Source organism: Mesobacillus sp. MER 48 (assembly GCF_023714225.1).
GTDB classification, from domain to species: Bacteria; Bacillota; Bacilli; order Bacillales; family Cytobacillaceae; genus Mesobacillus; species Mesobacillus oceanisediminis_A.
Genome location: NZ_JAMAUR010000002.1, coordinates 193,186 through 206,939, shown reverse-complemented (window position 1 = coordinate 206,939; position 13,754 = coordinate 193,186). Strand labels below are relative to the sequence as shown.

Sequence of the window (13,754 nt, the reverse complement as noted above, 5' to 3'; positions counted from 1 at the left end):
ACCGGTTTTCATTCCTCCTCTAACTTTGTCACCTCTAAATAGGCAATATGGTATTCATCAATTTCAATGATTTTGAAAAGATATCCCTCTTCCTCGATCTCATCTCCAATTATCGCGTCAATATTCTTGGTCATGAACCAGCCGCCAATGGTATCGACATCTTCCTCGGAAATATGGATGCCTAGTAGGTCATTCACCTCATCAATCAATACTCTTGAGCTGAAAAGATAATGGTCTTCTTTCACTTTTCTAATTTCCGCAATTTCGTCTACATCAAATTCGTCACGGATGTCACCAACGATTTCTTCCAGTATGTCTTCAACGGTCACGAGTCCTGATGTGCCGCCATATTCATCAATCAAGATAGCCATGTGGATGCGCTCTTTTTGCATCTTCACGAGCAAATCATGGATAGGTATTGTCTCGATCACTCTGATGACAGGTTTAATAAATGACGATAAAATCGATTCTTTTTGAAGCTCTTTTTGTGTCAGTTTGGCTGTGAGTATCTCCTTGATGTTGATCATACCTACTACATTATCCTTTTCACCATCGATTACGGGATAACGAGTATATTTTTCTTGCTGGATCACATTGATAATTTTTTCAATATCATCAGAAATGTCAAACGTAACAATCTCAGTTCTCGGAACCATGATTTCCTTGGCAATCCGTTCATCAAATTCAAATATATTGTTTACAAAGTTCAATTCATTCTGATTGATTTCTCCACTTTCATAGCTCTCAGATAAAAGAATCCGAAGCTCTTCCTCTGAAAGGGCTATTTCATGTTCTGAGGCTGACTTTAAACCAAATAATCCAACAAGAAGCCTGGCAGATCCATTCAGCGCCCAGATGAAGGGGTACATAATTTTATAAAACAAGATGATCGGCTTTGAAAATGCCATGGTTATTGATTCTGCTTTTTGGATGGCAACCGTTTTTGGGGCAAGCTCCCCAACTACTACATGCAAAAAGGTAATCGAAGCAAAGGCGATTGCGAACGATAAAAGACCAGATAATGACGCATTTAGATGAAAGCTTTCAAAAACGGGATGGAGCAGCGCTTCAACTGTCGGTTCCCCTAACCATCCAAGCCCAAGGGCTGTAATCGTAATCCCCAGCTGGCAGGCGGACAGATATTCATCGAGATGCGTGATCACATGTTTGGCAGACTGTGCACCTTTCCTTCCTTCAGCAATCAGTTGATCAATCCTTGAACTCCTGACTTTTACAATCGCAAATTCTGTCGCAACGAAAAAGCCGGTTAATGCAATCAAAAGGATAACTAACAGCAAGTTCGTAATAATCAATGGGCAAGCCTTACATTTAGTAAGGCATTCACCTCCTAACCAACATTTCCTCCAAAATTTCATTACCCAAATGAAATCATTTTTTAAATTATACCCGTATGTTAAGCAACTAACGCATTATATAGAAAGAACATGAATCAATACAATCCTAGTATTCGATATTGCACCGCAATATATCAGCAAATCTTGAACAATTCCCTAATTGCCGATGGATGTTATATTTGATTATGATGCCTTTTTAAAGGTCTTTTCAACCCTTCTATTGGATAGGAACCATCCAGCAGCAGCTATCCCGCCTAGAACAGCATAGAAAATCACCTTCCATAATGTCGAGTGAGGGAAATCCTGATTGATTACTCCCAGTGCCGGATGAGATAAGGTCAATACTGCCAGTTTCACCCCAACCCAGCCGACGATTGCAAATGCAGCAATTTCAAGACCTGGCCTTTTTTCAAGCAGATTGACGAACATATTCGCAGCGAATCTCATGATGATCACTCCAATCATGCCGCCCGCAAATATGACAAGAAATTGACCACCGTCCATTCCGCCGATATCGGGGATTGGAGTTTCTGGCAACACCACTGCCAATGCAACTGCTGCGAGAATCGAATCGATGGCAAAGGCAATGTCGGCTACTTCCACTTTCAGTACGGTCATCCAAAAGCCGCTTTTGTTTTCCCTTTTTTGGGTCCTGACTTCCTTCTTAATTTTTTCATGAGGGAACAGTTTTTTAATAATTTGGCTTAATGACATGAACAAAAGATACAATGCCCCAATAGCCTGAACTTGCCATATATCAACCATGAAAGAAAGAACAAATAATGATGTAAATCGAAATACGAATGCTCCTGCGAGGCCATAAAACAGGGCTTTTTTACGTTTATCTTCAGGAAGGTGCTTCACCATGATCGCCAGCACCAATGCATTATCCGCCGCTAAAAGCCCCTCCATAAATATAAGCACAAGCAGTACCCAGCCATACTCAAGCAACAAAGTAAATTCCATTTTCTACTCCTCCATTCCGAATCATCCGCGGCAAACGATAAAAACCCTTGCCTCAAATGGCAAAGGGCTGAATCAAATAGAAAAAGACCTTTACCGTTTCCAGTAAAGGTCTTGCTAACAACGTCATGTTGCCAATAAAGCCGGAGATTTCCATCTCGGCATGACGACTTTATTGTGACAGCTACTCCCCTTTAAAAAGGATGATCCTCTTAACTTAAATATATTGGAGCATCTGTTATTAGTCAATTTACAAGGCTTATATTAACAAACATGAATTTTTCAGGTGGGTCGAATAGGGTCTCGGTCCCTGAGAACATTTCCATATTCAGCAATCAATAGAAAACATGTAATAAACATTTCACAGAATAGTACTTTTTGCTTAACAAATTTTGAAATTTGCCGAAAATAACAATAACGATATTTTCGTCTATGTAGAAAAGAGGGAGTGGACAAATTGCGTTTTAAGAAAAGACAGAACTCTGTCAAAAAGACAGCAGTACAGAAAAAGCCAGGCAAAAAACTGCTTAACAGAAATATGAGTTTAAAGCTGAAAATTGTATCTTTAAGTATCATTTCAATACTTGTCCTTGCAATGGCTACAACTTTCTATGCCCAGCATACGATAAAGTCCAGCAATTTCGACTCAATGGAAGCCGAACTCACTACGCTTTCAAGCTTGTTGTCGGATCAGGTTTCAGTCGGTAAAGCACAGACCATCATCAGCAATCCATCTAAAAACAATCCTGGTGTCACCTCAATGCAAAAACAAATGGATCAAATTTTGAAGGAGAATCCTTTAATACATAATCTTTATTTAATCACCATGGATGGTGACAAATTCATAATTCCGACTATGAGTTCTGCAATGATGACGGATGAGCTCACATATGGTTCACAATATTCAGGCGGAAAAGCATTTGACCGGGCCGCAGTAGAGGCTTTTAAGGAAAACAAAAGAACGACAACTGAAATATATAAGTCGGATACTGGGGAAAAAATGACCGGATTTGCCCCAATCAATGACATGGGTGGAAAAACAATCGCATTATACGGGGTCGAGTTTGATGTTTCCCAAATAAATAAAAAGATCAATGGTGAAGTTGCAGGAATTTGGATCCTGTCCATCATAATCCTGCTTCTTTCAAGCGCAGCAATGTATTTCCTGGTTTCAAGACTGATTACGCCATTGGATAAAATAAAAAACCTGACATCAAATATTGCAAATGGCGATTTGTCACAGGATGACATAAAGGTCCGTTCAAAGGATGAAATCGGCGCACTGGCTGATAGCATCAATAAGATGACTGCTTCACTCCGTACTTTGGTTTCACAGGTTCAGGACAGTACAAAGGAAGTATCCACTGAAACTATGGGGTTATCCAAGGTAGCTTCAAGTTCTGTAGAAGCCATCAGGGAATTGACTGCAGCGAACCAACAGGCAGCTGCAAGCACACAGGAGCAGAATGCCAATATAGAGGAAATGCAGGCAACTTTGGAAGAAATCAATGCAGGAATCGAGGAAATCAACGCCTCGGCACAACAGGCAAGCTACATCGCCAAAAATTCAACTGCGACCTCCAGAGAAGGCACGAAGAGAATTGATGAAATGCTCGAGGGACTGGAAGCAGTTGATGAGAATACAAATCAGCTGGCTGATATCATAACAGAACTTGAAAAACAGTCCGACAAAATCACCCAGTTTGTTAAAATCATCAACACAATTTCTGACCAGACAAACCTGCTGGCTTTAAACGCAGCTATAGAAGCTGCAAGGGCCGGTGAACATGGAAAAGGCTTTGCAGTGGTCGCAAATGAAGTCAGGAAACTTGCTGAAGAGAGTGCGAAGTCAGCTTCAACAATTATTTCCATTGTTAATGAGAATGTTCAAAATACACGTAATGCAGTAGATTACATCATCAAGACGAAAGAAGCTGTTCAATTCAATAAAAACCTTTCGATTCACGCCAAAGATACACTGAAAGAAATATATGAAACAACATTGGAGATCGAAGATAACTCGAGCAATATTGCTTCCGCGATTGAACAGCAGGTCATTGCAATCGAACAAATCACAAACTCACTCGATACTGTCTCACAGGCATCCCAGCAAATTGCCGCAGGTACAAGCCAGACAGACCAATCAACACAGGACCAGTTGAGAATAGCTGAAAATGTGAATGAAACAACTAAAGTGCTCCAACAAACAGCATTAGAGTTAGAAAAGTTGACTGGCAGATTTAAATTATAAGCTTCTGTTAATTCTTATTGGAATGATAAAAAGTAAAAAGGATGCCTGCGGGCATCCTTTTTATCTTTTCCTGAATCCTTCTTCTTCTAAATATTGTTTCGCTTCATTGTAAGAAAGAAAGGTACCGTCCAGATTCAGTCCGGCATACACATTCCACATATCATCTTCATGGACAAGAATCAGTGTGTGGTTTTCTGTATTCACCCAGCGTTCTTCCTCATTGTCCTCTATGATGGCTGATTCAATGGTACTGTTAGGTGAAAGGGACTCAATTGAAAGTTCAATGATCGATTTAAGCTTCTCCGCAGTAAATTCGCGAATATTCACCATGCCCTTAGGATCAAGGTCATATCCCTCTAAAAATTCTCCATAGACAAACCCATTCCCATTTGGATGTAAGTGGTATACAACATTTTTCTTGTCATAGATGCTATCTTCATAATGGAAGTTAACACGGCCCAAAGATACATTTTTCCGTTCCAGTTCCGGAAAAGATTCAATAATTGAAAGTTTTTGTTCAAAAGTCAGCATAATTGCCTCCAGATTAAGGACAAATTTTTGATTCTGTTCATTATACCATTTAGGAAAAGCTAAATAAAAAAAACTCTTTTTAAGCATTTTATATGTTACACAACCTGAAATAGGGTATAATTAAGTTACATAAGGAGGTGGAACAATGCATGCAGTAAGCCCCATAAAATCAAAAAATCAGATTGAACAAATGAAGAGATATCTAGAAGCACATTCAACCAGGGATTACAGTCTTTTTTTGCTGGGGATAAATACCGGCATCAAGCTTCAGGAACTTTTGAGCCTTCGTGTTCATGATGTCTGCAACGAAGAAGGAAAAATAGCAGAATTTCTTTCAATTCCTCATTACACCAATCCTCCTATCTATTTAAATGCATTAATTAGGAAGGTTCTTAAAAGATACTTAAATGAAAATTCCCTAATTAGTACGGATTATCTTTTTAAATCAAGAAAAACTTCAGAACCTATAACAAGACAGCAAGCATATCGAATCATCAATGCAGCTGCAAAAGAGGCTGGGATCATGGAACCTGTTGGAATGACCACTCTCAGAAAGACCTTTGGTTACCATGCCTATTCCCAGGGTGTTGCCATTTCTCTTATCCAGAAAAGACTTCAGCATTCATCTTCATCTGAAACGATGCATTTCATCGGATTGGACCAGCAGCCAGTTACAGTCACAATAAATATTAATTTATAAGGGGGTCTTTCATTGAATGAAAGTGTTCTAAGTACCGATTCGTTTATTTTACTTTTGGCTTTCTTATTTATTGTCGGAGTATTAACGACCAGATTTTCAACCAGATTGGGTGTTCCCTCACTTATCTTCTTTATCATGGTAGGAATGATCATGGGCAGCGATGTCCTTGGCATTGTTTATTTTGATAATGCAGCAATGACTCAAATGATCGGTGTCATTGCTCTCGTCATCATTCTATTTGAAGGCGGACTGCAAACAAATTGGAAAGACGTCAGGCCGGTGATCGTACCTTCTTTATCACTTGCAACGCTTGGAGTGTTGATCACCTCGGGTATCGTAGCTATTGCTGCAAAATGGATTTTGGGACTTGATTGGCTAGAAGCGATATTATTTGGTGCGATCGTTGGATCCACTGATGCTGCAGCTGTTTTTGCTGTCCTGAAGGGTCACAATGTCTCTCCAAAACTAGGTTCAACACTCGAAGCCGAATCAGGTTCTAATGATCCGATGGCTGTGTTCTTAACAGTAGCAATGATTGAACTAATTACCTTACCTGATGCAAGTATCCTAAAATTGATTGGGGACTTTTTCTTGCAGATGGGACTGGGCCTGATTCTTGGAATAATCTTTGGAAGAATCGCTGTTAAAGCCCTGAACTCCATCAACCTTGATTCCAGCGGTCTGTATCCAGTTTTCGCAACAGCTTTTGCTCTGCTGACTTATGGACTAACAGCGTTTTTGAATGGAAGTGGTCTGCTTGCTGTCTACGTTGCCGCCATCATAATCGGAAATGCTGAGATTGCTTACCGCCATTCCATTTTCCGTTTTTCAGAAGGGTTCGCCTGGATGATGCAAATCCTTATGTTTGTCATCCTTGGACTCCTTGTATTTCCAACAGAACTATTCAGTCTGGATATTTTAATTCAGGGTCTTCTAATTTCTGTGATTCTAATGCTTGTGGCTAGACCTGTAGCCGTTTTTATCTCAACAATAAAAATGAATTACTCCCAAAAAGAACGGATTTTCCTTTCATGGGCAGGACTTAAAGGTGCAGTTCCGATCATTCTGGCCACCTTCCCGTTACTTGCCGGGATTGAAAACAGCCATAAGATGTTCAATGTTGTTTTCTTCGTCGTACTGACAAGCGCCCTGATTCAAGGTGCCACGATTCCAAAGTTAGCGGATAAACTTGGACTAAACGGACCCAAGAAAACGACACCAATGCAGTCACTTGAACTAGTTTCCCTTGGAAAAGCCGATGCTGAAATGATAGAATATGAGATGGAAAGTGATAGTGCGATCATAGGAAAAACTTTGATGGATATCCCCTTTCCGGAAGGGACACTGGTAAATGCCATTATCCGTGATGGTAAACTGACAGCTCCTACTGGAAATACAGCCATATTGGCAGGGGATTTTCTTTACATCTTGTCTGCCAGGAAAAATAAACCCCAGTTAAAAAAACTTTTAAAGGAAAAATCAATCAGTCCAGAAAACTCTTGAGTTAATTGAAAAACCAGTGGGATTTTGCCCCACTGGTTTTTCATTATGCCCTCAGTTTTTCGACGAACATCGCTTGCATTTCTTTTAACGTGTTTTTATATCTATACCCATCAAGAATTGTCGCCTGTAATGTGACTCCATTTACCATCGCCCAAAAAATATCCGCATAAGTGGCTGGATCAAGATGAATATCAAATTCTCCCGATCCCTGCCCTTCCTCAATAATGCCTGCTAACAAAGTAACAAAGAAATTTTTATATCTCTCCGTCAATGTTTTCTTTAATTCAGGATTTCGTGTTGAATAAAGCCTGAACTCGAAATGAACAAGTGCCTCGTCCTTGTTCTCAGCATCGTTCGGGTCATTACCCAGATAGGCATCAACCAGAAAATCAAGCTTCTCCAAAGCAGTCGATCGTTCTGCTATTGCCTTCGCGAATTTTGTGCCTGACTCTCTAGTCTGGCCATCCATCAGGGCAAGGTAGATTTCATCCTTACTTTTGAAATAATTGTAGATCGCCCCTTTGCTCAGGCCAGATTGTGCGACAATGTCATCCACAGTTGATGCTTCAAACCCTTTCTTGGCAAAACAGGCATGGGCACTCTGCAAAATCTCCTGCCGCTTCCTTTCCTTGTACTCCTCTGAAACAATTGGCGCCATTTCCGTTACCTCTATTTCCAGCTAATATTATAGTTTGTATACTTTGCGGTATTTGTCTTCCAGATATTGAACCAGATAATCCGCATTCAGTTCTTCACCGGTAGCTTTTACGATTAAATCGTTTGGTGTATAAAGCATACCATATTGATGTATGTTCTCCTTCAACCATTTTTGGATCACGGCAAAGTCACCTTTTTCAATGCTTCCGTAAAAATCAGGCACATCCGTTTTAATTTTGTTTAGTATCTGGGCTGCATACAAATTCCCCAAAGAATACGATGGGAAATATCCAAATCCGCCAAACGACCAGTGAATGTCCTGAAGTACTCCCTCGCTATCACTGGAAGGTGTTACTCCCAAATATTCATTCATCTTCGAGTTCCATATTGCAGGAAGATCCTTCGCTTCTACTTCCCCGGCAATCAATGCCTTTTCAATTTCGTAACGGACCATGATATGCAGATTATATGTCAGTTCATCGGCTTCGACCCTGATGAATGATGGCTGAACTGCATTGACTGCACGGTAGAAATCATCCAGCTCGACATCCCCAAGCTGTTCAGGGAAATGTTCTTGCAGCTTCGGATAAAAGTATTTCCAGAATTCTTCGCTTCGCCCCACCATATTTTCAAGGAAGCGTGACTGGGACTCATGGATTCCGAAAGAAGCCCCTTCCTGGAGGACAGTATCCTCGAACTGCTGATCAATGTTTTGCTCATAAATACCATGACCGGCCTCATGGATCGTACCGAAAATGGCCGAACGAACATTATTTTCTAAATATCTGGTGGTAATCCGCACATCTCCAGTATTAACCGTCTGCGCGAATGGATGAACTGTCTCATCCAATCTGCCGGCATTCATATCAAAGCCAATCAGCGGCAAAATATATCGGTTGAACTCTTTTTGTTTCGCCACCGAATAAGCCTGATCAAAAATTTCTGCTCGCGGCTTATAGGGCGCATGTTGAATCCTCTTTAGCAAATCAGTGCTTGATTTTCTTAATTTATCAAATAAAGGATCCAGCCTTTCAACAGTCAAGCCAGGTTCATACTCATCAAGCAGCGCATCGTATGGATGATTTTCATAGCCATAAATCTCAACGGCCTTTCTTTTAAAATCAACGATTTTTTCAAGGTATGGCAGATATTTCTCAAAGTCGTTATTCTCCCTTGCCTCTTCCCAGGCATCATTCGCCTGTGATGTCAGCACGGAAAAATCCTTGATCATTTCTGCCGGAATACTTTTTGAACGGTTATAGAAATTCAGCCTTTCACGAACCTTCGCTTTTGCTGCGTCATCAAGATAAGCATCTGCTTCTGGAGAAGAGAGTGCGCTTAAAAGTTCTCCCATTTCCTCTGAAACGGTCAGCTTGAACGCTTCTGTTCTTAAGGTACTGCTGGCTTTCGCGAAAATAGATCGGCCCTTCTTTGGAGCGATCACTTTCTGGTCCCAGCTAAGCAATCCTGAAATACTATTAAAATGTGATATTTTTTCATCCAGCTCCGTGAATTTTTCCAGTGCTGAGATGATTGGTTGATTCATCACCTTTTGTTCCATGATATCTCCCCCTAATTTTTTGAAATAAACTGTCCAGTCGGTTTATTATAATCTATATTACTTTGTTTTTTCAATTATCACAAAATTAATAATAATTGTTTCTTAACTCATGCAACCTTTCATAATCCTACTACGTCAAATAAAAATCTGGGCGCCTCTGGTTTGTCCGAACCTGCCTCTAATTCAGACAAATTAACTGCTGGGTGCCTCTGGTTTGTCCGAACCTGCCTCTAATTCAGACAAATTAACTGCTGGGTGCCTCTGGTTTGTCCGAACCTGCCTCTAATTCAGACAAATTAACTGCTGGGTGCCTCTGTTTTGTCCGAAGCTGCATCTACTTCAGACAAATTAACTGCTGCCCGCCTCCGTTTTGTCCGAATCTGCATCTACTTCAGACAAATTAACTGCTGCCCGCCTCTGTTTTGTCTGAACCTGCATCCACTTCAGACAAATTAACTGCTGCCCGCCTCCGTTTTGTCCGAACCTGCATCCACTTCAGACAAATTAACTGCTGCCCGCCTCCGGTTTGTCCGAACCTACACCTTCTTCAGACAAATTAACTGCTGCCCGCCTCCGGTTTGTCCGAACCTGCATCTACTTCAGACAAATTAATTGCTGCCCGCCTCTGTTTTGTCCGAAGCTGCATCTACTTCAGACAAATTAACTGCTGCCCGCCTCCGGTTTGTCCGAACCTACACCTTCTTCAGACAAATTAACTGCTGCCAGCCTCTGTTTTGTCCGAACCTACACCTTCTTCAGACAAATTAACTGCTGCCAGCCTCTGTTTTGTCCGAACCTGCATCTACTTCAGACAAAGTTACAGGCAATGCCTCCCAGGTTAGCCGAACTTCCATCTGCTCTTGACAATTTTCATGCAAACATCGAATGATGCCTTATTCTCAAAGTCCCTTTATCTCCTTCATTTTTTATTCGTAATAAGTATCTGACGTGGTTCCTTTAGCTGAATAGTTCTTCTTTAATACTCTTGTTATTCTTCTTTTATTCAAATCTATGTTGCACCATTCATAGATGCTTTGTGTCGTTATCTTTCTTTCTGGAAAGAGCAGCTTGAATTCTTCTATTTGCTGGACGATTGATTGTTCCACATTTTCAAAGCTTCCACACTTGCCACAGACTAAATTACGTATTTTTATAGAAGTATTAAATGAACCACAAGTCCTGCAGTGCATCCCCTTTTCCATCTGATCATAATCATATTCAGGCAGAGTGGTAAATGGATTTTTATCATGGTGCAAGGAGAGCAGTTTTTGGGCTAGTATTTTATGGTTCTCGTCTAACTTAGAAGGTGTATTGGTAAGTTCTTTTAAAAAGCGATTGATCTGGGTTGGTAAGATGATTGGTTGGTCCATTGGGGCTTGGTAAAGTGTGAATTCGGGGTTGTTGAACACGACAGAAGCCTGGATGAGGTAATTTAATTTGAGGTTCTGAAGGAGTTGGCGAAAGAGTGTCTCGCTTCGCTTTAATTGTATGACTGGATTTTTGTATTCTTTGCCACTTTTCAATGAGTAAAATTTATCTGATTCCAGGTAAAAATCACCTTCATGATATTTCACATCCAATAGATGGATCAATCCCCCAGAGATTATAACCTTATCAATTTGAAAATAAGAATTATTTACCTGGAGTAGAAGGTCATCCATGATATACCTTTCCTCAGGGAGGTTTTCAGTCATCCGGTCAAATTCAACCTCTCCTTTATACCCCTTTTCCAGATTCACAAGATGGAATTTTTCATTTGCGGCCAACTCCATCCTTGTGTTCAGATACCTCAATGCAACTAATTCATTCGATTCAGTTCTTTTTTTAAGTAACATATTCCACTTCCTTTCTTTAAGCTTATTTTAATCTAAACCGCCTTCCGTATTTGTGAATATTCCGTTAACTTTTCCCACCGTAGTTTCCCTGACTAAATGAGCCTGCATACAATTTTGTTCAAGCCCTCTGATTGATTGCTTTTAGTTTTAAATAAAAACCCGCCTGGAATCATCGCTCCAGGCGGGTTTTCAAATTAATCTTCCTGCTTAATTACTGCTTCAATTCTATTTTCGGGCTTGTTTTCACGGATTTCGCCTGCCAATGCATCGATACTGTGTCTGACATTGGCTTTTCCTGAGAAGTTCTCAATCAGTTCTTTTACATCAATACCTGACGAGGCTTTTAGTGATTCCTGGAGTGTCGACATTAGATTCGTTGCATAGCCTGTTACCTTGTTTGCCCCGCCATTGGCGTCACTGCCGCCAGTATCGACAACGGTGATCTTGTCAATGTTTCCAAGTGGGGCTGCCACTTGCTTCGCGTATTCAGGAAGCATTTTCACGATCATATCGAGGATGGCTGCCTGGCCAAACTGTTCGAATGCTTCGGCAATCTTTTCTTTTGCCTCTGCTTCCGCAATCCCTTTCAGGCGGATGATTTCAGCTTCAGTTTCACCCTGTGCACGCTCGGCTTCGGCTTTTGCAAGTCCATCCATGCGGATTCGCTCTGCTTCGGCACGTGCCATTGCTTCAATGCGGTATTTATTTGCATCAGCTTCCGCGATTTGTCTGGCTTTGTCAGCGGCTGCGGATTGCTCAACAGAGTAGCGGTCTGCGTCGGCTTTTTTCTTGACCTCGGAATCATATTGGCGTTCACGGCGCAGGATTTCTTTTTCCTCGAGCTCGATTTGCTTTTGGCGCTCGATGATCTTGACCTGCATTTCCTGCTCTGTTACCTCTTGCTGGGCACGGGCATTTTCGAGGTCATATGCCTGGTCGGCACGAGCCTTGGCAATGTCCTGCTCACGGCGGAATTCAGCCATTTTTAATCCATTGATTTTTTCGGCTTCGGCGATTTCTGTCGCACGTTCGAATTCGGCTTTCTTGGCCTCTTTATCGGCTTCCGCTTTCTTGATGCGTGTCTCTTTTTCCGCATCAGCAGTTGCGATATCTGCGTCACGTTTGACCTGGGCAATTCTAGGTTTACCAAGAGAATCAAGGTATCCATTTTTATCCCGGACATCTTTAATTGTAAACGAAACGATCACTAACCCCATTTTTGCAAGGTCCTGGGATGCCACACGCTGTACTTCCTGGGAGAATTTATCACGGTTCTTATAGATTTCTTCTACTGTCATCGACCCCAAAATCGACCGAAGATGCCCTTCTAAAACTTCCTTCGCTTCATTTTCCCTGTCTTCTTTTGTCTTGCCAAGGAACTGTTCAGCTGCTGTGGCGATTTCACTGATGGATCCGCCGATTTTGATAATCGCAGTACCATCTGCCATAACCGGTACACCCTGCTCTGTGTAAACTTCAGGAGTCGTCACTTCAAGCTTGCTGGACAACAGGCTAAGCGGACGTGATTGCTGGAATACCGGGAAAATGAATGTACCTCCGCCCCTGATGATCTTTATTTTGTTACTCGATTCATCTGTGTGGACATTTCGGCTTCCAAGAAAGCTACCAGTCACAATAAGAGCTTCATCAGGTCCGGCTGTTTTATACTTCGTAATGAAAACGGCGACCAATGCGATGATTAAAAAGACAACAAAACCAATAACAATTAACATTAGATCCATACCTTCTCCTCCTAAATATAAGTCTCTAATTCTTCATATAATTTCACTTGCAAAACCCCGTTTTCGATGTCGATCACGAGTACTTTTTTTCCATAAGGAATGTTAGTGTTTGTGAAGCTGACTGCCGGTTTGGAGATGCGGCCGCTAATATTCTCAATCAAGACTTCACCATATCCATCAGTCGGAATCCCGGTGATGACGGTTCCGATTCTTCCCCGCAAGTCACTATCCTTGTAGACAAGTGACTCCTCGGCATTCGATAAGGGAATCAATACAAACACATTCAATAAAGTGACAAGAATAAGAGCAATAATCGCTGAACCCCCAGCAATCAATAAGCTGGACAGACGTGTGAAGATATCTCCTAAATATCCTCCTGCAGAAAAAATCGTCACGAATGAAAATATCAAGGTCGGATTCACAAAAGGAATCGCTTCTGCCAGTCCTTCAAGGGCGTCACCGAAAAATAGATAAAGAATCGTGACAACACCCGAAATCACCAATCCATATAAATAAATCGTTTCTAATGGCATGCCAAACATCTCCATAATTATCACCCCTTGCTAAAATCGAAATCCGCACCCTCCCTTCTTCCATTTATTTCTTGATATGTAATACGATTGTACTGGAAATAAGTTTCAAAACTTTTAAAAATT

11 protein-coding genes are annotated in these 13,754 nt (G+C 41.2%); 3 read left to right on the top strand and 8 right to left on the bottom strand.

The annotated features are described in order from the left end of the window. Positions 1 to 8: 8 nt before the first annotated feature. Both M3593_RS07265 and M3593_RS07260 read right to left on the bottom strand, forming a co-directional pair. Positions 9 to 1,313, bottom strand: a complete 1,305-nt coding sequence (locus M3593_RS07265; protein WP_144474626.1) for a hemolysin family protein — start codon at positions 1,311 to 1,313, stop codon at positions 9 to 11. Positions 1,314 to 1,538: 225 nt separating this feature from the next. Continuing rightward, positions 1,539 to 2,321: a TerC family protein gene (locus M3593_RS07260; RefSeq protein ID WP_144474625.1), complete on the bottom strand. Its 783-nt coding sequence runs from the start codon at positions 2,319 to 2,321 to the stop codon at positions 1,539 to 1,541. A 454-nt stretch (positions 2,322 to 2,775) separates the two neighbouring features. On the opposite strand from M3593_RS07260, the gene M3593_RS07255 reads away from it, so the two are divergent. Then, a complete protein-coding gene (locus M3593_RS07255; protein WP_144474624.1) occupies positions 2,776 to 4,569 on the top strand; it encodes a methyl-accepting chemotaxis protein in 1,794 nt (597 codons plus the stop codon). A gap of 60 nt (positions 4,570 to 4,629) precedes the next feature. Here the strand turns inward: M3593_RS07255 and M3593_RS07250 are convergent, their stop codons facing one another. Further along, positions 4,630 to 5,100: a hypothetical protein gene (locus tag M3593_RS07250; RefSeq protein ID WP_251544042.1), complete on the bottom strand. Its 471-nt coding sequence runs from the start codon at positions 5,098 to 5,100 to the stop codon at positions 4,630 to 4,632. Positions 5,101 to 5,245: 145 nt separating this feature from the next. Between M3593_RS07250 and M3593_RS07245 the strand changes: the two genes are divergently transcribed. After that, positions 5,246 to 5,800 carry a tyrosine-type recombinase/integrase gene (locus tag M3593_RS07245; protein WP_144474622.1) on the top strand — a complete coding sequence of 185 codons (555 nt, stop codon included), beginning with the start codon at positions 5,246 to 5,248 and terminating at the stop codon, positions 5,798 to 5,800. A gap of 12 nt (positions 5,801 to 5,812) precedes the next feature. Next, positions 5,813 to 7,303 (top strand): potassium/proton antiporter, encoded by a 1,491-nt coding sequence (locus tag M3593_RS07240; protein ID WP_144474621.1) that lies wholly within the window; start codon positions 5,813 to 5,815, stop codon positions 7,301 to 7,303. Positions 7,304 to 7,346: 43 nt separating this feature from the next. On the opposite strand, the gene M3593_RS07235 is transcribed toward M3593_RS07240, so the two are convergent. The 5 genes from M3593_RS07235 to M3593_RS07215 all read right to left on the bottom strand — a co-directional run bounded on the left by M3593_RS07235 (position 7,347) and on the right by M3593_RS07215 (position 13,646). Next, positions 7,347 to 7,961, bottom strand: a complete 615-nt coding sequence (locus M3593_RS07235; RefSeq protein WP_144474620.1) for a TetR/AcrR family transcriptional regulator — start codon at positions 7,959 to 7,961, stop codon at positions 7,347 to 7,349. Between the two features lie 27 nt (positions 7,962 to 7,988). Next, positions 7,989 to 9,521, bottom strand: a complete 1,533-nt coding sequence (locus M3593_RS07230) for a carboxypeptidase M32 (protein WP_251544043.1) — start codon at positions 9,519 to 9,521, stop codon at positions 7,989 to 7,991. 926 nt (positions 9,522 to 10,447) lie between these two features. Then, positions 10,448 to 11,356, bottom strand: coding sequence for a nuclease-related domain-containing protein (locus M3593_RS07225; RefSeq protein WP_251544045.1), 909 nt, complete (start codon positions 11,354 to 11,356; stop codon positions 10,448 to 10,450). Between the two features lie 194 nt (positions 11,357 to 11,550). Then, positions 11,551 to 13,098, bottom strand: coding sequence for a flotillin lipid rafts scaffold protein FloT (locus M3593_RS07220; RefSeq protein WP_144474618.1), 1,548 nt, complete (start codon positions 13,096 to 13,098; stop codon positions 11,551 to 11,553). A gap of 11 nt (positions 13,099 to 13,109) precedes the next feature. Beyond that, positions 13,110 to 13,646, bottom strand: a complete 537-nt coding sequence (locus M3593_RS07215) for an NfeD family protein (RefSeq protein WP_251544047.1) — start codon at positions 13,644 to 13,646, stop codon at positions 13,110 to 13,112. Positions 13,647 to 13,754: the final 108 nt, after the last annotated feature.